The sequence below is a fragment of the Cellulomonas chengniuliangii genome (genome assembly GCF_024508335.1).
Taxonomy (GTDB): Bacteria; Actinomycetota; Actinomycetes; order Actinomycetales; family Cellulomonadaceae; genus Cellulomonas_A; species Cellulomonas_A chengniuliangii.
The window spans coordinates 1,580,223-1,601,670 of the sequence record NZ_CP101988.1 but is presented as its reverse complement, the minus strand read 5'-3'; the positions used below and the strand labels follow the sequence as shown (position 1 = coordinate 1,601,670).

At 71.4% G+C, this 21,448-nt stretch carries 22 protein-coding genes; 13 read left to right on the top strand and 9 right to left on the bottom strand.

Translation table 11 applies throughout. From position 1 onward, the window contains the following. Positions 1–98 precede the first annotated feature (98 nt). The 9 genes from NP064_RS07400 (at position 99) to NP064_RS07365 (ending at position 7,426) form a co-directional block, all read left to right on the top strand. On the top strand, positions 99–1,295 hold the full coding sequence (locus tag NP064_RS07400; protein WP_227568986.1) for a N(5)-(carboxyethyl)ornithine synthase: 1,197 nt from the start codon (positions 99–101) through the stop codon (positions 1,293–1,295). A 166-nt stretch (positions 1,296–1,461) separates the two neighbouring features. Further along, complete coding sequence (locus NP064_RS07395; protein ID WP_227568985.1) at positions 1,462–2,460, top strand: NAD-dependent epimerase/dehydratase family protein; 999 nt, start codon at positions 1,462–1,464, stop codon at positions 2,458–2,460. 116 nt (positions 2,461–2,576) lie between these two features. After that, positions 2,577–2,993, top strand: coding sequence for an HNH endonuclease (locus NP064_RS07390; protein WP_227568984.1), 417 nt, complete (start codon positions 2,577–2,579; stop codon positions 2,991–2,993). A 95-nt stretch (positions 2,994–3,088) separates the two neighbouring features. Further along, positions 3,089–4,288 carry a sensor histidine kinase gene (locus tag NP064_RS07385; RefSeq protein ID WP_227568983.1) on the top strand — a complete coding sequence of 400 codons (1,200 nt, stop codon included), beginning with the start codon at positions 3,089–3,091 and terminating at the stop codon, positions 4,286–4,288. Next, positions 4,285–4,935 carry a response regulator gene (locus tag NP064_RS07380; RefSeq protein WP_227568982.1) on the top strand — a complete coding sequence of 217 codons (651 nt, stop codon included), beginning with the start codon at positions 4,285–4,287 and terminating at the stop codon, positions 4,933–4,935. Before NP064_RS07385 ends, NP064_RS07380 begins: the two co-directional genes overlap by 4 nt. A 106-nt stretch (positions 4,936–5,041) precedes the next feature. After that, positions 5,042–5,494, top strand: coding sequence for a hypothetical protein (locus tag NP064_RS07375; protein WP_227568981.1), 453 nt, complete (start codon positions 5,042–5,044; stop codon positions 5,492–5,494). A 204-nt stretch (positions 5,495–5,698) separates the two neighbouring features. Continuing rightward, the gene (locus NP064_RS07370; protein WP_227568980.1) at positions 5,699–6,238 is read left to right on the top strand and encodes a hypothetical protein; all 540 of its coding nucleotides are present in this window, start codon (positions 5,699–5,701) and stop codon (positions 6,236–6,238) included. A gap of 96 nt (positions 6,239–6,334) precedes the next feature. Further along, complete coding sequence (locus tag NP064_RS16750; RefSeq protein ID WP_372456362.1) at positions 6,335–6,730, top strand: endonuclease/exonuclease/phosphatase family protein; 396 nt, start codon at positions 6,335–6,337, stop codon at positions 6,728–6,730. Between the two features lie 99 nt (positions 6,731–6,829). Next, positions 6,830–7,426 carry a dihydrofolate reductase family protein gene (locus NP064_RS07365; protein WP_227568979.1) on the top strand — a complete coding sequence of 199 codons (597 nt, stop codon included), beginning with the start codon at positions 6,830–6,832 and terminating at the stop codon, positions 7,424–7,426. An 88-nt stretch (positions 7,427–7,514) separates the two neighbouring features. On the opposite strand, the gene NP064_RS07360 is transcribed toward NP064_RS07365, so the two are convergent. Next, positions 7,515–7,664 carry a hypothetical protein gene (locus NP064_RS07360; RefSeq protein ID WP_227568978.1) on the bottom strand — a complete coding sequence of 50 codons (150 nt, stop codon included), beginning with the start codon at positions 7,662–7,664 and terminating at the stop codon, positions 7,515–7,517. Positions 7,665–7,816: 152 nt separating this feature from the next. Here NP064_RS07360 and NP064_RS07355 point away from each other — a divergent pair, with 152 nt between their 5' ends. After that, on the top strand, positions 7,817–9,745 hold the full coding sequence (locus NP064_RS07355) for an oxidoreductase (protein ID WP_227568977.1): 1,929 nt from the start codon (positions 7,817–7,819) through the stop codon (positions 9,743–9,745). A gap of 100 nt (positions 9,746–9,845) precedes the next feature. Here NP064_RS07355 and NP064_RS07350 read toward each other — a convergent pair whose 3' ends face one another. Next, positions 9,846–10,907: a LacI family DNA-binding transcriptional regulator gene (locus NP064_RS07350; protein WP_227568976.1), complete on the bottom strand. Its 1,062-nt coding sequence runs from the start codon at positions 10,905–10,907 to the stop codon at positions 9,846–9,848. Between the two features lie 107 nt (positions 10,908–11,014). Between NP064_RS07350 and NP064_RS07345 the strand changes: the two genes are divergently transcribed. Beyond that, complete coding sequence (locus NP064_RS07345) at positions 11,015–11,956, top strand: DUF6772 family protein (RefSeq protein WP_227568975.1); 942 nt, start codon at positions 11,015–11,017, stop codon at positions 11,954–11,956. A gap of 13 nt (positions 11,957–11,969) precedes the next feature. Next, on the top strand, positions 11,970–12,296 hold the full coding sequence (locus NP064_RS07340) for a DUF6385 domain-containing protein (RefSeq protein WP_227568974.1): 327 nt from the start codon (positions 11,970–11,972) through the stop codon (positions 12,294–12,296). Between the two features lie 99 nt (positions 12,297–12,395). Here NP064_RS07340 and NP064_RS07335 read toward each other — a convergent pair whose 3' ends face one another. After that, on the bottom strand, positions 12,396–13,442 hold the full coding sequence (locus NP064_RS07335; RefSeq protein WP_227568973.1) for a zinc-dependent alcohol dehydrogenase: 1,047 nt from the start codon (positions 13,440–13,442) through the stop codon (positions 12,396–12,398). A gap of 180 nt (positions 13,443–13,622) precedes the next feature. Here NP064_RS07335 and NP064_RS07330 point away from each other — a divergent pair, with 180 nt between their 5' ends. Beyond that, the gene (locus NP064_RS07330; RefSeq protein ID WP_227568972.1) at positions 13,623–14,537 is read left to right on the top strand and encodes an AraC family transcriptional regulator; all 915 of its coding nucleotides are present in this window, start codon (positions 13,623–13,625) and stop codon (positions 14,535–14,537) included. A 59-nt stretch (positions 14,538–14,596) separates the two neighbouring features. Here the strand turns inward: NP064_RS07330 and NP064_RS07325 are convergent, their stop codons facing one another. The 6 genes from NP064_RS07325 to NP064_RS07300 form a co-directional block, all read right to left on the bottom strand. After that, a complete protein-coding gene (locus NP064_RS07325) occupies positions 14,597–15,550 on the bottom strand; it encodes a carbohydrate kinase family protein (RefSeq protein ID WP_227568971.1) in 954 nt (317 codons plus the stop codon). A gap of 4 nt (positions 15,551–15,554) precedes the next feature. Then, entirely contained in the window at positions 15,555–17,021 is a 1,467-nt protein-coding gene (locus NP064_RS07320) for a mannitol dehydrogenase family protein (protein ID WP_227568970.1), read from the bottom strand. A 6-nt stretch (positions 17,022–17,027) separates the two neighbouring features. Continuing rightward, complete coding sequence (locus tag NP064_RS07315) at positions 17,028–17,351, bottom strand: DUF6385 domain-containing protein (protein WP_227568969.1); 324 nt, start codon at positions 17,349–17,351, stop codon at positions 17,028–17,030. Positions 17,352–17,386: 35 nt separating this feature from the next. Further along, positions 17,387–18,316 (bottom strand): DUF6772 family protein, encoded by a 930-nt coding sequence (locus NP064_RS07310; RefSeq protein ID WP_227568968.1) that lies wholly within the window; start codon positions 18,314–18,316, stop codon positions 17,387–17,389. Positions 18,317–18,333: 17 nt separating this feature from the next. Continuing rightward, the gene (locus NP064_RS07305; protein WP_227568967.1) at positions 18,334–19,698 is read right to left on the bottom strand and encodes an FAD-dependent oxidoreductase; all 1,365 of its coding nucleotides are present in this window, start codon (positions 19,696–19,698) and stop codon (positions 18,334–18,336) included. A 102-nt stretch (positions 19,699–19,800) separates the two neighbouring features. Then, on the bottom strand, positions 19,801–21,369 hold the full coding sequence (locus tag NP064_RS07300; RefSeq protein ID WP_227568966.1) for an ABC transporter substrate-binding protein: 1,569 nt from the start codon (positions 21,367–21,369) through the stop codon (positions 19,801–19,803). Positions 21,370–21,448: the final 79 nt, after the last annotated feature.

Here is a 21,448-nt window from a genome sequence, read left to right as displayed (position 1 = left end):
CGCGCGATCGGCGCCTGTCCGGGTGCGTGGCGGAGGGCCGAGGGGCGGGCGCCGTACTGTCGTGGTGCGGGCCGCTCGGCCCGCACGAGGGAGCCACGATGACCGTCAGGTCCGGCGCTATCCACCTCGGAATGCCGGCCGCGTCCCGCAAGCAGGACGAACGCCGGCTCCCGATCCACCCTGAGCACCTCGAGCGGATCGACCCGGGCCTCCGAGAGCGGATGGTCCTGGAGCACGGCTACGGCGCGGCGTTCGGCGCCACCGATGACGGCCTGCGCGCGCTGGTGGGTGGGGTCTGCTCACGGGCCGAGCTGCTCGAGCGCTCGGACGTGGTGCTGCTGCCGAAGCCCCAAGCCGCCGACCTCGCCGACCTGCGCGACGGCCAGGTGCTGTGGGGATGGCCGCACTGCGTGCAGGACGCAGCGCTGACCCAGCTCGCCGTCGACCGACGGCTCACGTTGATCGCCTTCGAGGCCATGAACCACTGGACTCCCAGCGGGGGTTTCGGCCTGCATGTGTTCCACAAGAACAACGAGCTGGCGGGGTACTGCTCGGTGCTTCACGCTCTCGAGTTGAGCGGCGCCACGGGCGACTACGGGCGACGCCTGCGCGCGGTGGTGATCGGCTTCGGCGCGACGGCACGGGGCGCGGTGACGGCCCTCAACGCGCATGGCGTGCATGACGTCCATGTCCTCACCCATCGGGGCGTCGCGGCCGTCGGCTCCCCGATCCACTCGGCGCGCATCTCCCAGCTCGACCATGACGAGGTCGCCCCGTTCGTGAGCCACGTCATCACCGAGGCAGGGCGCCTGCCGCTCGCGCCGTTCCTCGCGACCTTCGACATCGTCGTCAACTGCACCCTTCAGGACCCAGCCGCGCCTCTGACGTACTTGAGCGAGGCGGACCTCGCCGGGTTCCGGCCGGGCAGCCTGGTGGTGGACGTCTCGTGCGACGAGGGCATGGGCTTCACCTGGGCCAGGGCGACCTCGTTCGCGGCGCCGGTGTTCGAGGTCGGCGACCGGGTGCGCTACTACGGCGTCGACCACAGCCCGTCGTACCTGTGGGCGTCGGCCACCTGGGAGATCAGCGAGGCGCTTCTGCCCTTCCTGCCGACGGTCATGGCCGGACCCGAGGCGTGGGACGCCGATGGGACGATCAGCCGGGCCATCGAGGTGCGGGACGGCTCTGTGGTGAACGGAGCGATCTTGGACTTCCAGGGGCGGGCGCCGCTGTATCCCCACGCCCGCAAGGGCGCGTTGGCGGACCCCGTTGCCGAGCCCCCGGGCCCGGCCTGACGTCGACCATGTGGGCTCTCGTCCGGGAGCCGGTTCGCGGGACCTAGGGCCCCGTCCGGCCGGGACCTAGGCCCTCCGTGTGGGGGACGCGGGCCCGAACAGACTGGTGAGGACGGCGTGGGCCGTCGCGGCGCCGGGGGCGCCGACGCACTGAAGGAGCCACACCATGGACTCGGTCCTCGTCATCGGAGGCACAGGCCTCCTGGGCTACCACACGACGCTCGAGCTGCTGCGCCGGGGTTACGCGGTGACGTCGCTGGCCCTGCCGCCGATGCCGGTGGAGGATTTGTTCCCCGCCGAGGTCGAGAACGTCCTGGCGGACGTCGGCGAGCTCTCGGACGACGAGCTGGGCGCGATGCTCGCGGGCCGTCACGCCGTCGTCTACGCGGCGGGCGCCGACGAGCGCGTCATCCCCGACGCCCCGGCCGCACACTTCTTCTACGAGGCGAACGTGCGGCCGGTCCAGCGGGTGGCGCGGCTGGCGCGTGCCGCCGGGGTGAAGAAGTTCGTGCTGTTCAACTCCTACACGGCGGAGTTCGCCGAGCGGTGGCCCGACCTCGGCTACCGGACCCGCAACGGGTACCCCCGCACGCGCCTCGCGCAGGAGGAGGTCGCCTACCTGGAGGGCGACGGCGCGATGGACGTCATGTCGCTGCGGCTGCCCTACATCTTCGGCACGATGCCGGGCCGCGCCCCGCTGTGGCAGATGTTCATCGACCTGATCCGTGCGCAGCCCGGGTTCGTGGGCGTCGGCGCCGGGTCCACGTCGTCGGTCACCGTCGACCAGGTGGCCCAGGCCGCCGTGGGCGCCATCGAGCACGGGGAGCACGGCGGGCGGTACCCCATCAACGGCTACAACCTGACGCACGTCGAGTTCCACCGCACGATCTGCGAGCTGATCGGCCGCGACCCCGACGAGGTCGGCGTCGTGCCGCTCGAGGTGATGCTGCCGGTGGCCGCGCAGCATGACGCCGCCGCGGCCGCCGCGGGCAAGGAGCACGGGATCCACATCAGCGACTCCACGCAGTTCAACGCCCGTGACGCGGTGTCGGACCCCGCCCTCTCGCAGCCGGTGCTGCGCTATGCCGACGCCGACGTGCCTGCCGCGATCGTCGCGACCATCCAGGCCTGCCTGGAGATCGAGGCGCAGGCCGCCACGGCCTGACCGCGCCCGCGACGGCAGTCCGGCGGTCCCGCCCGCGCGGGATCGCCGGCGCCGTCCGCGACGCGCGACGGCACGGCGTGCGCGGCCCGCGGCCCGCGAGCGCCTAGCCTGGCCGCATGGCCGTCGCTCGAAGTCGCAAGGCGAGGGCCGCACGCAAGCGGGCCCGTCGGATGCTGGCCGTGGAGCACGACCTCACCGACGAGCAGTGGGCCGCGCTCCAGTCCGCCTGGGGCGGCTGCGCCTACTGCGGGGCGAGCGGCGCACCCCTCCAGCGCGACTGCGTGCTGCCGATCTCTCGTGGCGGGCGCTACACCCTCGACAACATCGCGCCGGCGTGCCGCTCGTGCAACGCCAGCAAGTGCAACGACGAGGTGACCGGCTGGTTGCGGCGCAAGCGACTGGACGAGCGCGCCTTCTTGGTGCGCCACCTCGAGATCCAGGCAGACCTGGCACGGCGGTTCCCCCCGGCGCCCGCGGTCGACCCGGCGACGGCGGGCGACCCCGCGACGGCGGGCACGACGACTAGCGGCTGACCGCTCTGTCGCCTGGGCGCGACCGCGTCGTCGCCTCCCGGCGACAGCTCCGCCACGGACCAGCCGGCGGCGCGTGATCTTCATACGATGGGCCCATGACGGCGCACCGCGTGGCCGGTCGTCCAGCGGGCGCCGCGCCCGCGTCAGCCCCCTGGGTGCTGTACGACGCGCTGCTCGCGACGGGCGTGGCGCTCATCCTCGCGCTGCTCATCTTCGCCGACGTCGACGACTCCCACCCGGACGGCTGGGCGTACCTGTGGGCGGTCGGGTTGGGCGCGCTGATGTTCATCCGGCGCTCCCACCCCCGGCTCGTGGTGGTGCTCACCGTGCTCGGGTTCATCGCCTACTACGCCGCCGGGTTCACCCCGATCGGCGTGGCGGCCCCTGTCGCCGCGGCGGTGTTCTCCGCGGCGGAGGCGAGCCGCCTCGGCGCCGCGATCGGCGGCTCGGCGCTCGTCGTGCTGGTGTCCGTCGCGTACCGCCTCTCCGCGGGGCAGGACCCGGCGCTCGTGCTCGGCTACGACCTGACCCAGAACGTCCTCGTCCTGGCCGCGGCGGTCGCGCTCGGCGACGGCATCCGCGCCCGGCGAGAGGTGCAGCGCCAGTCGGCCGAGATCGCCGCCCTCACCGCCGAGCGGTACCGCCGGGAGGCGGAGGCGCTCATCGCCGCGGAACGGCTGGAGATGTCCCGCGACCTGCACGACTCGATCGGGCACGCGCTCGCCGTGATCTCGCTCCACGCGGAGGTCGCGCGGGAGGCCGGTTCGCGCGGTGACGCCACGCGCGCGCTGGAGGTCGTCCGGACCACCGCCACCGAGACGATGTCGGACCTGCGGCGCACCGTGGCCGGGCTCCGACGGGGCGAGCCACCGCCCCGCCACGCCCTGGGCCTGGACTCCCTGGGGGCCGCGGTCGAGCCCGCCCGGGCCGCCGGGGTCGAGGTGCGCGTCGCCACCAACGTGGCGGGCGCCCTGCCCGCGTCGGTCGAGACGACCGTGCTCCGCGTCGTGCAGGAGGCCATCACCAACATCGTGCGCCATTCGTCGGCGACGACCGCGCAAGTGCGGGTGGACGCCGCCGACGGCGCCGTCCGGGTGCTCGTCGCCGATGACGGGGGCGCCCACGCCGACGCGCCCGTGGCCGTCCGGGACCGGGAGCACAGGGCCCCCGACACGAGGGGGCTCGGCCTGGTGGGCATGCGCGAGCGCGTGGAGAGCCTCGGCGGCGTCCTGCGCGCGCGGCGCACGGCCTCGGGCTTCGAGGTCGAGGCCTCGCTGCCGTGGGAGGAGCGGTGATCTCCGTCGTGCTGGTCGACGACCAGGACCTCGTCCGGGCGGGCCTGCGCGCCCTGCTGGCCAACGACGACGGCATCAGGGTGGTCGCCGAGGCCGCCGACGGCCGCCGGGGGGTCGACAGCGTCGTGCGCAGCCGCCCTGACGTCGTGCTCATGGACCTCCGGATGCCGGTGATGGACGGGATCGAGGCCACCCGCGCCATCCGCGCCGACGATCGCCTGGACGGGACCCGCGTCGTCGTCCTCACGACGTTCGACGACGACGACGAGGTCGTGGCGGCCATCCAGGCGGGGGCCGTCGGCTACCTCATGAAGGACACCCCCGCGGCGCGCCTGCGGGACGCCGTCCACCGGGCGGCAGACGGGGAGAAGATCCTGTCCCCGGGCATCACGGGCAAGCTCCTGGACATCGTCGCGGCAAGCCCTCCGGCGCCCGCGCCCGATCCCCGCCTCGCCCTGCTCAGCGAGCGCGAGGTCGACGTCCTGGTCCGGGTGGCCCACGGCGACACGAACGACGAGATCGCCGCGCGCCTGTTCCTCAGCCCGGCGACCTCCCGCACGTACGTCAGCCGCATCCTCGCCAAGCTCGGAGCCCGGGACCGCACCGAGCTCGCCGTCATCGCGCACCGGTCAGGCCTGGCACGGTAGCCGCGTGGCGACGTCGTATGTTGACGTCGCGTGTCGGCTCAAGGCGACGTCAAGCGACGCTCCCCGCCGACGCGGCCCAGGGCTCGCCCTTCTTAGCGTCGGTGGCATGACTCCAGACATCGCAACCCAGAACCCCACGCGCTCCTCGCAGCGGTACTTCGGCATCCCGCTGCTCGCCATGGCCGGCCTCGCCGCCCTGGTCCTCCCCCGGGTCGTCCTCCACGACCTCCACCTGATCGACGGCGGGTTCGCCCTGGTCAACTGGCCTCTGGCCCTCCTCCCCATCGCGGCCTGGGTCTTCGTGACCATCCGCGCCCGCTCGCCGCACCCGTTCCTGACGGTCCTGACGATCGGGATCATGAGCGGCCTGATGATGGTGGTCACCCACCAGCTGCTCTGGGACTCGGCGTTCCAGGGCGACCTTCCGGTCGTCGGCGGCTCGACCTTCATCCCCCGCTTCGCGGCCATGGTGAGCGGCACGGTCACCGGCGCGGCGATCGGCGCCATCAGCGGCCTCATCACCTGGGCCCTGGCCAGCGCTCGGAGGGACGCCGGCTGAACCAGGGCCGCAGCCCTGCACCTTGCCACCAGCCCAGCCCGGGCCACCGGGCTGGGCTCGGCCATGCGAGGCGCGACCAGCCGGGGCGAGGCGATCCCGACGCCTGGACACCGGTGGACGGGACGGGCGAGGCTGGGCGACGATCCCCCTACCGCGAGAGCCCGATCGGACCGAGGGCGCGACGTCCAGAATCGGAGGCACACCGTGCTCCTCGCCCTGATCATCGCCTGCGAGATCGGGTTCTGGGTGCTGATCGTCCTGGGCCTGCTGGCCCGGTACACCTGGCGCCGGCCCAGGGCAGGGCTGGTCCTGCTCGCCCTCACCCCCGTCGTCGACCTGGTCCTGCTCGTCGCGACCACCGTCGACCTGGCGCGTGGGGCGACCGCCACCGTGGCCCACGGGCTCGCCGCCGCGTACATCGGGGTCTCGGTCGCGTACGGGCACAAGATGATCAGATGGGCGGACACGCGGTTCGCCCATCGCTACGCCGGCGGGCCGGCCCCGGTGCGGCTCTACGGGCGCCAGTACGCGGTCGAGTCCTGGAAGGACGTCGTCCGCACGCTGGTCGCGTTCGGGATCGCGACCGGCATCCTGCGGCTCGTCGACCTGGTCGCCGGCGACGCCGGGAACCTCGACGCGCTGACCGGCTTCTCGCGCGTCCTGGGCTTGGTCGTCGTCATCGACCTGCTGTGGGCGATCAGCTACACCGTGTGGCCCAAGGCCGCGCCACGCTCACCGGCCTAGCGGTCGGACGTCGGCGTTGGCGGTCCGGGCGTCGGCGTGGCGGTCGTGGCGCCTGCGTCGCGCACGCTGTGGCGCAGGCGCCGGAACCGCGCCACGATGGTTCCCGCCGCGAGGCGGCGGCTCTCGACCGGTGAGGAGGCGACGGTGCGCCACCCTGAGGCCCGACGCACGCGCCTCATGACCTGGAATGTCCTGTGGCGGTTCGAGCCTGACTGGCGGGCTCGGGAGCGGGCGATCCTGGCGGTGCTGGAGGAGGCGCAGCCCGACGTGCTCGGCCTCCAGGAGTGCTGGGCCACACCCTCCCAGCCCGGCACGGACAGGTGGCGCCGGTGGCCCTCCAGGCTCGGACCCGCGACGGCGGCCAGCAGTCCTTCGACGTGCTCGTGGCGGCCACCGAGTGGGAGCCCGAGCGGGCCGGCGACCACCTGGCGCAGACACAGGTCCTCGCGTCGCTGCTCGGCGCGGACCACGACACCCCGGTGGAGGCCGTGAGGCAGATCGACCGGCGCGTCGACCACATCGCCCTAGGTCGCCCGCCACACAGGCCGGGGGCGCCCCGCTCCCTCGCCGGTCCTCCCGGAGGAGGCCCTGATGGACACAGACCGCGGAGCACCCTTCCGGGTGATCGCCCAGGAGTGGGTCTCGCTCGACGGGCTCGCCGCGGGAGCCGGTGGCGAGGCGGACGTCTTCGCGGCGGTGAGCGCCGAGGCGGACGACGCCAGCCAGCGGTGGAACGACCGCCTGCTCGACACCGTCGACGAGGTGCTCCTCGGCAGGACGACGTACGAGTCGTTCGCGGGGTACTGGCCTGAGGCACGGGACGCGATCGCGCCCCGGGTGAACTCCGTGCCCAAGACCGTCGCGTCCCGCTCTCTGACCACCGCGCCATGGGGCGGCTTCGCGAGCGCCGCGGTGGCCCCAGACGCTGTCGAGCACGTCCGGGCGCGTCGTGGCGGCCCCGGCGGCCGCTGCCTGGTGTGGGGCTCGGTCAGCCTGGTGCACGCCCTGATCGCCGCCGGGCAGCTCGACGAGCTGGACCTGTTCGTGGCGCCGCTCCTGCTGCGCAGCGGGAGGCGCCTCGTGCCACCCGGCCCTCCGGTCCCGCTGCGCCTCCTGGAGTCCGAGCGGTGGGGCGACGTGCTGCACCTGCGCTACCAGGTCGGGCGAGGCCCCGGCAGCGCCCGGTGACTGCGCTCGCGCTGATCGTGGCCATCGACCTCCGCGAGGGTCCTCGGCCCGCCGTCGCCGACGGGCTTCCAGGGGCGCCGCGGACCGGTCATCGTGGGAGCGCCGCTCCCTGGCTGCGCCCTGAGCCGTCTTCGCCGGTCTCGAGGACGGCGACCCGGCGGCCGTCGGCGCCGTGCTCGCGGACCACGCTCGGGTCGCGATCACCCTCGGCGCGGACGGCGCCCTCGAGCGGGGGCACGTCATCGGCTGCGAGGGGGCCGCCCGTCGAGCGTGCCGAGACGAGCGTGCGGAGCGCCGCAGGCGGCCTGCACGGACGAAGGTCCGGCCTGGCCTGGGCGTTCGCCGAGCACGATGAGCGGCATCACATCCCCGTCCGCGAAGGCGCACACGATGTCTGACTTCCCGCGGCTCCTCGAGCCGGCACGTTGGGGCTCTCTCGAGCTGCCGAACCGCATGTTCATGCCGCCGATGGGCACGCACACCACCCACCCCGATGGGACGATCTCCGATGTGGGCCTGGCCTACTGGATGGCGCGCGCCCGGGGTGGGGTCGGCCTGCTCATCACCGAGTCCATCCAGACGCAGACCGTCTCAGAGATCGCGAACCCCTCGGTCATCTCGATCTCGGCCGACCATCAAGTCGCCCCGCTCCGCGACGCGGTCGCCCAGGTGCACGCCGCCGGAGCGTTGATCGCGGCCAACCTCACGCCGGGCCTCGGCCGCGTCATGCCCGTGGCGCCCGACGGGGGGCCCGCCTACTCGGCGTCCGACAACACGATCCTCGCGGACCCCGCGCGGCGTTGCCGCGAGCTGAGCCTGGAGCAGATCGGGGAGATCCTCGAGCAGTTCCGCGCCGCTGTGCGCCGCACGCTCGACTGCGGCTTCGACGCGATCGACCTGCACGCGCACACCGGGTACCTCACCGACCAGTTCATGTCCTCGACGTGGAACCGCCGCACCGACGAGTACGGCGGCAGCCTGGAGAACCGGATGCGGTTCCCCACGGACATGCTGCGGATCGTGCGCGAGGAGGCGGGCGCCGACTTCCCCCTGTCGATGCGCATCACCGTCAGACACCACTTCCCCGGCGGCCGCGAGGCCGACGAGTCGCGGCAGATGGCGCTGATCCTGCAGGCGGCCGGGCTCGACGTGCTGCTGGTGGACTCCGGCTCGTACGAGGCGGTCGACTGGTCGTTCCCGTCCTACTACATGGGCGACGGCGTGTACCTGCCCGACGCGGCCGCCGTGAAGCCCTCGCTCGACATCCCGGTCGCGGTGTGCGGGAACCTCACCCCCGAGCTGGGCGAGCGGGCGCTGCAGGACGGGATCGCCGACTTCATCGGCTTCGGCCGCATGCTCATCGCCGATCCCGACCTGCCCGCGAAGGTGCGCGCCGGTCGCGCCGCCTCGGTGCGGCCGTGCATCCGCTGCAACGAGATGTGCATCGGCAACGTGGTGCGCGGCTGCGGCCTCGAGTGCGCGGTGAACCCGCAGGCCGGGCACGAGGCCGACCGGGTGCTGCTGCAGGCGCCGACGCGCCGTCGGGTCGCGGTCGTGGGTGCCGGGCCGGCCGGGCTCGAGGCCGCCCGGGTCGCCGCGTCGCGCGGGCACGACGTCGACCTGTACGAGCGCACGGGCGCCATCGGCGGTGTGCTCGAGCCCGCCGCTACACCCGATTTCAAGCGCGAGCTGCACCGGATGATCGACTGGTGGGGCGGCGAGCTCGCCGACTTGGGGGTGCGCGTCCACCTCGACCACGAGGTCGGGCCGGACTCCCCCGAGCTGCTGGGCGCCGACGCCGTCGTGGTCGGCAGCGGATCGACGCCGATCGTGCCCGATGTGCCCGGGATCACCGCGCCCGGCGTCGTGGACGTCCTCGCGTTCCACCGCGGAGCCCTGGTGGGCCCCCGCGTGGTGGTGTGCGGCGGCGGGCTGTCCGGGGTGGACTCCGCGCTCGAGCTCGCGAAGGACGGCCACGAGGTCACCGTGGTCGAGATGGCCGACGCGATCGCGCCCACGATGGTGATGCACAACCGTGTCGCGCTGCTGCGCCAGCTCGGCGAGCACGGGGTGCGCCTCCTCACCGGGCACGTGGTCACGGCCGTCGAGCCCGGCGCCGTGCAGGTCAAGGGGCCTGACGGTGACGAGCGCATCGAGACGGACACGGTGATCACCGCGTTCGGGGTGCGCGCGAACACGGCCCTGGCGGACGCGCTGGCCGGCACGGTGGCGGAGCTGCACGTCGTCGGCGACGCGGTCCAGCCGGCGAAGGTCGCGGAGGCCGTGCACACCGGGTTCCAGGCGGGCATGGCCGTCTGACGCGACGCTGTCACGCCCCCGAGGCCCGGACCCGATGGTCCGGGCCTCGCCCGTGCGAGCCTCGGGTCGCGTCTGTCGACGAGCCGGAAGGCTCGGCCGATCACGCCCGGAAGGACCGCGGAGGACGCGTCGAGCCGCGCACGACGAGTCGCGGCGCAGGATCCGTGATGACGGTCTCGGAGGGCTTCCCCGACTGGAGGTGCTCCATCAGCTGGAGCACCGACTGCCGCCCGAGCTCGAAGAGCGGCAGTGCGACGGTGGTCAGCGCCGGGGCCAGGTACGGGGCGAACCACGGGTCGTGGATCCCGACGACCGACACGTCCTCGGGCACCCGGACCTGCGCCTCGGCGAGCGCGGACACGACGCCGAGCGCGACGACCGACGACGCGGCGACGTAGGCGGTCACCGGGCTCGTGGACGGGTCCGACGCCCTGACGGCCTGGAGGCCGTCCTCCGCCTGCCACCCGCCCCCGAGGATCCTGTCCGGTCGCGCCTCCAGCCCGGCGTCCCGGAGCGCCGCCCTGAACCCACGCAGGCGGGTGTCGGACGCGGCGCCCGGCGCGCCGGCGACGAAGGCGACGTCCCGGTGGCCGAGCTCGATCAGGTGGCTGGTGGCGAGCCTCGTCGCCGCCTCGTCCTCAAGGCTCACACCGGAGGCGACGTCGTTCCCCGGGCTGTTGACGATGACGCTGGGGATCTCGGCCGAGTACCGGGCGAGGAGCCCGGCGTCCGGGCCGTACCCGCCCTGGAGGAGGAGCCCGTCCACTCGGCGTGACTTGACGACCTCGGTGAGGAACGCCGTGTCGCGGGCGATCTCCTCGGCGTCGAGGATGAGCAGCCCGCAACCGATCTCGGTGGCCGCCTCCTCCGCGCCGTGGACGACGTCGGCGAAGACGGGGTTGGTGACGCGGTCGAGCACGAGCCCGAGCGCGTCGGCCCGGTTGCGCCGAAGCGATGCCGCCGCCGAGCTCGCCACGTAGTCGAGCTCACGGACCGCGTCCATCACCTGCGCGCGCGTCTCCGGCCGCACGGTGAGGGTCGGGTCGTTGTTCAGAAGGCGCGACACGAGACCCGGCGAGACCCCCGCGCGGGCCGCCACGTCCCGGATCCGGGCAGGACGGCGCACCTCGCCGAGCCCGCCCTTGTCCTGCGTCGATGCCATGCCGTCTCCGCTCCCCCGAGCCCACGGCTCGGCAGTTGACACTGTTGTCGGCCGCTCTGTAGTTTGACAAGTAAATCCATTTACCGAGACGGATGGAGACACGAGCGATGGCGCTCATCGTCCATGAACGCGGCCTCGAGAAGTTCAGGCCGCTGGAGAAGGTCCTGGTCCACGACGACTTCGACCTCGGCTTCAACGGCTGGCTCGACCTGACGCCGAACTTCGTCCGCGAAGGGTTCCAGTCCCAGCCCTCGCAGCTCGATCTGGGCTCCTGGGGGCCGTCGATGATCAGCGCCGCCCCGATGCGGTTCGCAGCCGGGCACGGGTCGATGGAGGGCAACTACTCGCTCAAGCTCGCCACCCGCCCGAAGGCTGGGCCGTACGAGCAGCCCCCGGTCAACGGGAGCATGAGCACCGTGATCAAGCGGCTCTCGCGGCTCGACGACGACCACCGGTACCTCCAGCTCGAGGCGTGGTACTCCTACACGCCCGAGCAGGACCGCTGGGGCACCGGCGAGGAGGACATCCGCGCGTTCGGGATGTGGTTCGACGTGCAGGACGAGACCTGCCGCTGGCAGCCGGGCGTCCGCTACGTGAACTCGGTCAACGGGACGAAGGTCAAGCGGTGGCAGTACTTCCACACCTCCGAGGACATCACCCGCGAGCAGTGGACCGGCAGCCCCGAGGGCTGGGAGTCCCCCGGCATCGACGCCATCTGGTGCGGCGAGCGCTACCCGGACGGCTCGGCAGACGGGTTCCAGTGGATCCCCGACGGCGACCAGAAGCTGGTCTACAACGAGAGCCCCGACAAGCTCAACTGGTTGTACATGCGGATGCTCGTCGACCTCGAGACGCGGGAGTACGTCGAGTTCCAGAGCATGGGCCGCACGTTCGACCTGCGGGGCCTGCCGACGACGCCGTCGCTGCCGTACGACGGCATCACCGGCCTCATCAACCCTGTGTTCTTCATCGAGACCGACACCGATCGTCGCGTCTTCCTGTATCTCGACTCCGTCGTGTATTCGACGGGGCGCGAGCCCAACGCCTGAGAGGAGACGGACGATGCTGACTTCTGCCACCACGCTCGTCGAGCGCCGAGCAGTCCTCACTGCCGCGTTCGGCACCCACCCCTACGAGGCCGCCTGGGCGTCCGAGGCGCTGTTCTTCGTCCGCGCCGAGGGGCCCCACCCCGAGCTGACCATCCAGCCGCAGGTCTCGCCGGACGGCATCGACTGGCTCGACCGCGGCGACCAGGTGACGCTCCGGGCCGACCGTGACCTGGTCGACGTCGAGATGGCCCGGTTCGGCACGTGGGTCCGGCTGCTGATCGAGGGCGCCACCCAGGACGCGCCGGCGACAGTGCTGGTGCGCCTGGAGCTCAAGGGCTGACCCTGCGACGCGCACGACAACGGGGCCGTCTCGTCGAGACGGCCCCGTTGCGTGTGCCCCGCGGCGCCATCGGGGGCTGGCGCCGCGGGGCGGTCCTTGTCAGGCCGCGGGGCCGGGCGCGATCACGACCTTGCCGGCGGTCCCGAGGGCCGCGGCCGCGAAGGCCGACACCGCGTCCTCGACCGAGTAGGTGGCGCTGACGATGTCGTCGCCCGGCAGGCCGCCGTCCACGGCGATGGCGATCGCGGCCTCGATGTCCTCCGGGGTGTAGTTGGCGCAGCCCTGGATTCGGAGCTCCCAGTCCTGGAACAGCGGCAGCGGCACGACGCCGTCCCGGGGCGGCACGCCGACGATGAGCAGCGTGCCCGCGCGGCGCAGCGCCCCGACCGCCTGACGGATCGACGCCTCGATGCCGACGCAGTCGAAGACGACGTCCGCCGGACCGCCGAGCGCCTGATGCACCGCTGCGGTGAAGTCTGGCTCCGCCGCGTCGACGGCCGCGTCCGCGCCGAGGCCCAGCGCGCGCTCGCGCTTGGCGGGCACGGGGTCCGAGACGACGATCACACCGGCGCCGGCACGACGCGCCGCGATGACGGAGAAGAGCCCGATGGTCCCTGCGCCGATCACGACGACCTTCGCGCCGGTGAGGTCGCCCGCGATGCGCGCCGCGTGGACGGGCGTCGCGAGGCACTCGACGAGCACGGCGTCCACGTCAGAGACCTCGTCCGGCACCGGGAAGACGTTGCGCTCCGGGACGACCACGTACTGGGCCATCCCGCCGGGCAGCGCGCCCGAGGGGTCGCAGCCGATCCACTGGAGCTCCTGGCAGGCGTTGCTGCGCCCGGCGCGACAGTTGACGCACTCCCCGCAGTCGACGTTGGGCTTGACCACCGCGCGCGCGCCGACGAGTGAGGCATCGGCGCCGGCGCCGGCCTTCTCGATCCTCCCGACGAGCTCGTGGCCCGGCAGGTACGGCGGTCCCAGCAGCGGGTGGTGCCCCACAACCGCGTGGGTGTCGGAGCCGCAGATGCCCGCGAGCGCGACCGCCATCCGCACCTCGCCCGGGCCCGGCTCCGGGATCGGGGCGTCGATCACCGTGACCTCGTCCAACCGTGCGACCAGCACCTGGCGCATCGTCGCGCTCATACCCGCTCACCCAACCTGTTCTCGCTGTGACGCGCCCCCGAAGAGAAGGCCCTGTCCTCACATCGTGGCCTTCTGGGCCCTGAGGCACATCGCTCCACGATGCTCGATTCCGATGCTCTCTTGCGCTCTCGCGGCCAGTCGCCGCGAGGAGAGGGAGGAATGGTGGTGGAGAATTGCACCATGAACAGCATCGCGACCACCCTGGAGTCACGCGCCGTGGGAACGCTGCGCCGCAGGGCCGTGCGCGAGGTGATCGCTGGCGACCCCGTCTCGTCGTTCCGCTTCTACGTCCACGAGGACCCGCACCCGTTCGCCGGCTGGCACTTCCACCCCGAGTACGAGCTCCACCTCATCCTGCGATCGAGCGGTCGGTACGTCCTCGGGGACGTCGTCGACGCCTACAACCCCGGGCAGCTCGTGCTCGTCGGCCCCAACTTGCCGCACCACTGGATCGCCGACCACGGCGAGAACGAGGTGTTGGAGGACACGCACGCCGTGCTGCACTTCAGCGACGCGTGGATCCGGGGCTGCCAGACCGCCATGCCCGAGCTGCGGACCCTCGACTCGCTGCTCAGCCGATCCGCGCACGGCATCGAGTTCCAGGGCGACACGGCAGCGCGCGGAGCCACCGCCCTCCTCGCGGTCCGCGACGCCGATCCCGGGATGGAGCGCCTCGTGCGCGTTCTCGACGTGCTCCGCGTCCTCGCCGCAGGCCCGGCGGGCGAGCAGAAGCCCGTCGTGCGTGGCTGGCTGCCAGCACTGGGAGGAGCCGACTCGGAGCTCATCAGCCGCGCGATCGACTACATCCTCGACAACCTCACCACCGGAGCGAGCCTGCACGAGGCCGCGCGGCAGGCTGCGATGAGCGACTCCGCCTTCTCTCGCTACTTCAAGGCGGGCAGCGGTCAGACGTTCACCGACATGGTCCGTCAGCTGCGCCTCACCCAGGCGTGCCGGCTGCTCGAGCGGACCGACGACACGGTCGGCGCGATCGCGGGAGCCGTCGGGTACAGCAACCTGTCGAACTTCAACCGGCAGTTCCTCCGCGCATACGGCGTCACGCCCCGCCAGCACCGAACGTCGGCCCGCGCGTAGGCGCCACGACAGCACGACGCCGCACCGTCCTCGGGGACGGTGCGGCGTCGTGCGCGTGCTCAGGCGGCCGAGCGGACCTCCGCCCAGGTCGGCGGCTGCGCTCCGGCCTGCGCGACCGTCAACGACGCGACGCGCGTGGCGAGCTCGGCGAGCCGGCTGAGGTCGCCGACGCTGACGCCGTCACCCCGCAGCGCGTCGAACAGGCCCCACCGCGAGAGCCCAGCCAAGAGCCCCGACATGAAGGCGTCACCGGCCCCGATGGTGTCCACCACATGGGTGGGGATGGCGCCCTGCACGATCCGGTGCGACGGAGTGACGACCGTGCACCCCCGCGCGCCCCGGGTGAGGACGACGAGCTTGACGCCCAGGCCGAGGGCCCAGTCCGCGACGAACTCCTCGTCCTTGCCAGGGTGGAGCCATTCCGCGTCCTCGTCGCTCAACTTGAGCACGTCGGTATGGCTGACGAACTGCTCGACGCGCTCCAGCACCGCCACGCGATCCGGAGTGATCGCCGGACGGACGTTGGGGTCGAACGAGCGGATCACGTCGGCGCACGCCGACCTGAAGAGCTCGAGCACGCGATCGGCGCCTGGCGCGAGCACCGCTCCGATCGACCCCGTGTGGATCACGCCGCACTCCGCCGGAACGCTCCCGCTGGCGGGAAGATCCCACCGCAGGTCGAACGAGTACGTCGCGATGCCCTGGGCGTCTAACGTCGCGGAGGCCGTGGACGTCACCGCTCCGGGCGCCACCGACACGTCGTCGAGCTTGACCCCGGCCGACCGCAGGTGCGCGGCGATGCGCTGGCCGTCGACGTCGTCGCCGATGGAGCTCAACAGCCGCGCGGGCACGCCCAGCCTCGCCAACCCGAAGGCGACGTTCATCGGGCTGCCGCCGGGCTGTCGACGCTCGACGCCGTCAGCGTCGACGGTCACGTCGACCAGCGCCTCGCCGACGACGAAGACGGCCTGCGCCAGCCCGGGGATCCTCGCGTCCCTGCCGCTGGACACCATCGCCCTACTCCTGCACCAGGACGGCTCCGAGGAACGCCTCAGGACCCTCCTGCTCGAGCGCGTTGGCGGCGCGCTCATACGCGTCGACGAAGGAGGGCGACTCCAGGAACGGGGTCAGCGTCGGGACGCCCCGGAGGAAGCCGAGTGGCTCCTGCGCGGCGGCCGAGACCAGCACTTTCCCGTCCACGTCGTCGATGGCGAACTGCCCCGCGTCGACACCACGGCACCACGCGCGCCACGTGGCGATGATCGACGCGCCGACCCCGCTCGCCGCGCCCGCCGCCACACCGTCGGCGAGCACCGGGACCAGGAACTTCGGAATCCGGTTCGAGGAGTCGACGGACAGCCGCGCCAGGAAGTCCTGCACATGAGGGTTCCCGAAGCGGACGAACAGCTCGTCGATGTACTCGGCGATCTCGAAGCCTGCGGGCACCACGAGCGTCGGGACCGCCTCCTGCTCCATGTAGGCGCGCACGAACCCGGCGATGCGCGCATCGGCGACCGCCTCGTGCACGTACTCGTAGCCCATGAGCTGCCCGATGTACGCGAGCGCCTGGTGCGACGCGTTGAGCAGCCGGAGCTTGATCGCCTCGTACGGGTCGATGTCGGAGACGAGCACCGCGCCCGCCTGCTCGAACGGCGGACGACCGTGGGCGAACACGTCCTCGATCACCCACTGAGTGAACGGCTCGCTCGACACCGGCCAGGCGTCCTCGACGCCCAGCTCGGTCGCGATGCGGTCGACGTCCGTCTGCGTCGTCACCGGCGTGATCCTGTCCACCATGGTGGAGGGGAACGACACCTCGGCGGCGATCCAGTCGGCCAGCTCCGCGTCCACGAGACGCGCCACGCCCTCGACGCTCAGCCGGGCGACACGACCGTTGCCCTGGATGTTGTCGCAGGACATGACCGTGAACGGAGCGGTGCCCCGTCGCCGTCGCTCGCGCAGCGCCGCGACGATCCAGCCGAACGCCGTGCGCGGCTGCGCGAGCCCGCCCGCGACCTCCTCGATCACCAGGGGGTCGTCCTGGGGCGACCGCCCGGTCGTCGGGTCGCTGACGTAGCCACCCTCGGTGACCGTCAACGACACGATGCGCACGTCCGGGGACACGAGCTGCTCGAGCAGGGCCGCCGGGTCGTCGGGCGCGTAGATGAAGCGCCGGATCGCCCCGATGACGCTGAACCGGTTCGAGCCGTCCGGCTCGCGCAGCGTCAGCGTGTAGAGCCCGTCCTGCTCGGCGAGCGCGTCACGCATCCGGGCGTCGCGGTCCAGCAGCCCGACACCGCAGATCGCCCAGTCGCGGGCGGTCCCGGCATTGAGCAGCCGCTCGACGTACATCGCCTGGTGCGAGCGGTGGAAGTTCCCCACCCCGAAGTGGACGATCCCGATTCTCAGGTCCTCGTCGAGATAGCCCGGAACCTCCACCGCGCGCGGAAGGGAGCCGAGTGTGCGAGCTCCCAGACGTTCCATGGCCGCTCAGCCCTTGAGGTTGAGGTGGACGAGCACCCGCGCGGGCTGCTCGCTGGTCGCGCCGGTGATGACGACCCGGAGCCAGTTGCCGAACTGCGCGAGGGGCAGGTCGACGATCTGCTGCGAGGCGGCGAGCGTCCCGCCGGTGCGTCGGATCCAGTTGATGCCGTCGGGCGAGACCTCGACCGCGATGGCCAGGTCGGGGTGATCGCCCTCGGCCTGCACGAAGGTCACCGCCTCGTTCGCCCAGCCGGCCTCGTAGGGAAGGGTCGCGTAGTCGTCGGAGATCTTGACCCGTCGTGCGATGACGGAGGTGTTCGTTGTCTGCATGTCTTCGTCTCTCAGGTGTCGTCAGGGGTGGGTCGTCACTCGACCGAGTACACGACGGAGTCGAGGTAGAGGTTCACCGAGCGGTCGGTGTCGGTCTCGATGAAGAAGATGGGGTTGATCAGGTTGTCGATCGAGGCGTAGCCCTCCGTGAGGGTCGGCTTGATGCCGCGCATGTCGAAGACCTGGTCGCCGCTCTGCAGCTCGACGTACTCGCGCTTCTCGATGTCGACGGTCAGGCGGAAGTACATCCAGTTGATCTTGTCGGGGCTCTCGTTGAAGACGAGGTCCTGCTCGCCGCCCGGCAGCCACTGGTAGCCGTCGCCCGAGCCGTCCTCGAAGCGCCGGCCGTACCACTGGTTGTCCACGCCCGGGACGCACCAGCCGTCCTTGACACCGAAGTTCCAGTCCTCGGGGGTGACTCCGTCGGCGACCTGGTAGTACTGCCACTTCTTGACGAGCTTGCCGCCGAGGGAGTTCACGTAGCGCACGCCCGGCATGTAGCGGTACTCGGAGTCCTGCACGTCGAAGAAGAAGCCGATCGCGCGGATGTCCTCCTCGCCCTTCCCCTCGCGGTCCTGCACCGGGGTGTAGGAGTACCAGGACTCGATCTGGATGAGCTTGGGGTTGCCGAACCGCGACAGCCGCTTGATCGCGTGCCCCATGGACCCGTTGCGGGGAGGCTCGGTGTGCGGGCCGCCCGTCGGCGCCGTCGTGAGCTTCAGCGAGTAGGTGCCCTCCATCGAGCCGTGCGAGGACGCGAAGCGCATCGCCGCGGAGCTCAGCTGGTTGGGGGCCCAGCTCGAGAGGTCGATCACGCTGTCGAAGGACTCGTAGTTCTCCTCGACGTAGTTCGGCGTGAGGTCGAGCCACCCGTTGAACCCCGTGTCGAAGTCGTCGTAGCAGATGACTCGCGCGAGCGGGTTGAACCGCTCGAGGCCGCGGTCATAGCTGAGGAACTTCTGCATCTCTGCTCTCTCCTTGATTAGTTCTGAACGCCCGGGTAGACCGTCACTGCGACGGGCTCCCCGGGGTTGACTGTGTTGTCGAAATCGACGATGGCTCCCTGCGCGACGAGCGTCGCCCGCAGCAGGTCGTCGTCCATCGCGGACATGCTGTAGCCGTGCCGCACGCTCAACGCCGCGGCAGTCCCCGCGCCCTGCCCCATGGCCATGCAGGTCGCCATGACCCGCACCGAGCCGAAGCCCGGGCCGTCGGCGCTCAGGCACCGCCCGGCCGTGACGAGGTTGACGCTCCCCCGCGGAACCAGGCACCGCAGCGGCACGTTGTACTCCTGCCGCGGAATCACCATGTCGTTCTGCTCAGTGCTGTCCGTGGCGTGGATGTCGATGACGTGGGCGCCCTTGGCGATCGTGTCCGGGAACGCCTTCGGCGTCACGATGTCGTCCTTGCACAGCTCGTACTCACCGACGATGTGATACGTCTCGCGCACCCCTGTCTGGATGCCGGACTTCGCCAGCCAGCAGTCCTTGAACTCGGGGAAGTTCTCGCGCAGCACCTCGATGATCAGGTGCAAGGTCTCGCGCATGCTGCACTCGGTGCGGGTGAACCACTCGGGGTCGCTCGCGTCCGTCGCCTCGCGCAGCAGGTTGATGCTGACCATGCCGTCGTGGAAGAACCTGTTGATCCACGGACCGCCGAAGATCGGGATGACGCCCTGCCCATGGAGCTCGGTGAGCCTGTCCCGGATCACCGCGGAGACCGGCAGCATCGCGTCGACCGCGTCACCGAACAGGTACTCCAACGCGTCGGTGTCCACCCCGCCCAGCTGGAACCACAGCGACGCCGGCTGCAGCACGTCGCCCTTGATTGTCTCGTAGCCCGCCGCCCGCACCAGGTCGGCGTCGCCGGTGCAGTCGATGAAGACCTTGCCCTCGTAGGCGACGCGGCCAGCCTTGTTCTGCACGATGACGTGCGTCACCCTGCCGTCCTGCGTCACGCAGTCGGAGAACCACGAGTGGTACAGGAGCGTCACGCCGCTGTCGAGCAGCATGCGCTGCGCGGCCAGCTTGAGGATCTCGTCGTTCACCGGGTAGTTCCCGCTCTCGCGGGAGACCTCGGCGCCGCCCAGCTCGGCCGCCGTGACCATCAGCTCGAAGGGGATCCCCCCGATGTGCTGCTTGCCGTAGTGGCGGAACTCGCTGATGGGGGTGACGAGCGCGCTCGTCGCCATGCCGCCGACGAACCCGTACCTCTCGATGAGCAGCGTCTTCGCCCCGTTCCGGGCCGCGGCTGTCGCCGCGACGAGGCCGGCCGGCCCGCCACCGCACACGATGACGTCATAGCTTCCGACAACCGGCGCCTGGCGGCCGGGTTCTGACACGAACACGCTGCATGCTCCTTTGCACTAACCAGCGGGGGGTGTTGTCCTCGCCCGTTCCGGGCGTGGGGACGGCTGTCTCTCGACCGTCCCCACGCCCGTCGTCCGGACCTAGTCGGTCAGGTAGGCCGTGCTCCAGTCGTAGTTCTCGCTGGGGATGAGCTCGAGGCCCTTCACCGAGTTCGAGAACGCGAGGTTGGTGTTCTGCTGGAACAGCCCGATGCCGGGCGCCTCGGCCGCCAGGAGGTCGGAGACCTTCTGGTAGAGGGCCAGACGCTCGGTCGAGTCGACCGTCTGCTGAGCCTGGGCCAGGAGGGCGTCGAGGTCCGGGTTGCAGTAGCCGAGACGGTCCGCGGCGCACGTGTACAGGCGGTTGAGCGTGAAGTCGGCGTCACCGGTGCTCGTCAGGTTCGAGTTGACGATCATGTCAAAGGCGCCCGGCTTGGCGATGGCGGCCAGGAAGGTCGCCTGGTCGTCGGACTTCGGCTCCACGGTGATGCCGACGGCCTTCCAGTACGAGACCATCGCGGACACGATCTGGTCGAAGCCCGGGTTCGCCGTGCTGTAGTCGATCGAGGTGGTGAAGCCATTGGGGAAGCCAGCCTCGGCGAGCAGGGTCTTGGCGCGCTCCGGGTCGTACGAGGGCGCGTTTGTCGCCGGGAGGCACCCGAACGCCGCCTCGGGGCAGAGCGAGGTCATCGTGTCGGCCGTCTCGCCCAGGAGCGAGGTGACGATCGTGTCGAGGTCGAGGGCCGTCCACATGGCCTCGCGCACCTTCGGGTCGGTGAACGGCTCACGGCTGTTCTGGAACCACAGGAACGTGTAGGTGAAGCTGGGGATCTGCTCGAGCGTGACGTCCGCCATGGACTCGACGGTCGCGATCTGGTCGCTCGGGACGCCCGCGATCACGTGGGCCTCACCGTTCGCCAGCGCCGTGACCTTGCCGTTCGTGTCGGTGATCTGCTTGAACGTGACCGTCTGGAGCTTCGCCGGCTCGCCCCAGTAGTTGTCATTGCGGGTGAGCGTGACATGAGAGTTCGTCACGAATTCGGTCACCGCGAACGGGCCGGTGCCGATCGGCTTGGCCCAGTAGGCGTCGTCGGCCGCGTTGTCCGCCTGGCCGATGAAGATCATCGACAGCACGCCGATCAGCGTGCCGGTCGGGTTCTTCGTCTTGATGGTGAGCGTCGTCGGGCTGTCGGCGGTGTAGGTGTCGATGACCGCGAGCTGGGTCGCGAGCACCGACTGCATCGCGATGTAGCGGTCGAAGGTGGCCACGACGTCCGCCGAGGTGAACGGCGTGCCATCGCTGAAGGTCACGTCGTCGCGCAGCGTGAACACGAGCGTCGTGTCGTCGGTCCACTCCCAGGAGGACGCGAGCAGCGGCTGCGGCTGGGAGTCGCTGTCGAGCGACACCAGGCCCTGCAGGACGTTGCTGTCGACCTGCATGCGGCAGTTGTCGAAGTTCTCTGTGGGGTCCAGGGAGGTGCAGCCGTAGTTCAGGACATACGTGAGGTGCTGCTGGTCGTCCGGCAACGCCGCGCCGACAGCGCCGGTGGTGGCTTCGCCTGAGCCTGAGCCGGTGTCGTCGGCGTCGCCGCCGCCGCAACCCGTGAGGACGAGTGCGAGAGCGGCCGCAATGCCTGCGACAGATCCCACCCTCTTACGGAAGGATGCCATGTCCATCTCCTTTGATTGTTGACATCTGTGATCGGAAGGAACGGTGTGGCGCCTCGTGGGGCGCCGCCTCGCGGCTCGC

Coding starts and splice junctions, on each gene's coding strand:
- NP064_RS07400 (WP_227568986.1), top strand. CDS start 99: ATGACCGTCAGGTCCGGCGCTATCCACCTCGGAATGCCGGCCGCGTCC.
- NP064_RS07395 (WP_227568985.1), top strand. CDS start 1,462: ATGGACTCGGTCCTCGTCATCGGAGGCACAGGCCTCCTGGGCTACCAC.
- NP064_RS07390 (WP_227568984.1), top strand. CDS start 2,577: ATGGCCGTCGCTCGAAGTCGCAAGGCGAGGGCCGCACGCAAGCGGGCC.
- NP064_RS07385 (WP_227568983.1), top strand. CDS start 3,089: ATGACGGCGCACCGCGTGGCCGGTCGTCCAGCGGGCGCCGCGCCCGCG.
- NP064_RS07375 (WP_227568981.1), top strand. CDS start 5,042: ATGACTCCAGACATCGCAACCCAGAACCCCACGCGCTCCTCGCAGCGG.
- NP064_RS16750 (WP_372456362.1), top strand. CDS start 6,335: ATGGTTCCCGCCGCGAGGCGGCGGCTCTCGACCGGTGAGGAGGCGACG.
- NP064_RS07365 (WP_227568979.1), top strand. CDS start 6,830: ATGGACACAGACCGCGGAGCACCCTTCCGGGTGATCGCCCAGGAGTGG.
- NP064_RS07355 (WP_227568977.1), top strand. CDS start 7,817: ATGTCTGACTTCCCGCGGCTCCTCGAGCCGGCACGTTGGGGCTCTCTC.
- NP064_RS07350 (WP_227568976.1), bottom strand. CDS start 10,907: ATGGCATCGACGCAGGACAAGGGCGGGCTCGGCGAGGTGCGCCGTCCT.
- NP064_RS07345 (WP_227568975.1), top strand. CDS start 11,015: ATGGCGCTCATCGTCCATGAACGCGGCCTCGAGAAGTTCAGGCCGCTG.
- NP064_RS07340 (WP_227568974.1), top strand. CDS start 11,970: ATGCTGACTTCTGCCACCACGCTCGTCGAGCGCCGAGCAGTCCTCACT.
- NP064_RS07335 (WP_227568973.1), bottom strand. CDS start 13,442: ATGAGCGCGACGATGCGCCAGGTGCTGGTCGCACGGTTGGACGAGGTC.
- NP064_RS07330 (WP_227568972.1), top strand. CDS start 13,623: ATGAACAGCATCGCGACCACCCTGGAGTCACGCGCCGTGGGAACGCTG.
- NP064_RS07325 (WP_227568971.1), bottom strand. CDS start 15,550: ATGGTGTCCAGCGGCAGGGACGCGAGGATCCCCGGGCTGGCGCAGGCC.
- NP064_RS07320 (WP_227568970.1), bottom strand. CDS start 17,021: ATGGAACGTCTGGGAGCTCGCACACTCGGCTCCCTTCCGCGCGCGGTG.
- NP064_RS07315 (WP_227568969.1), bottom strand. CDS start 17,351: ATGCAGACAACGAACACCTCCGTCATCGCACGACGGGTCAAGATCTCC.
- NP064_RS07310 (WP_227568968.1), bottom strand. CDS start 18,316: ATGCAGAAGTTCCTCAGCTATGACCGCGGCCTCGAGCGGTTCAACCCG.
- NP064_RS07300 (WP_227568966.1), bottom strand. CDS start 21,369: ATGGCATCCTTCCGTAAGAGGGTGGGATCTGTCGCAGGCATTGCGGCC.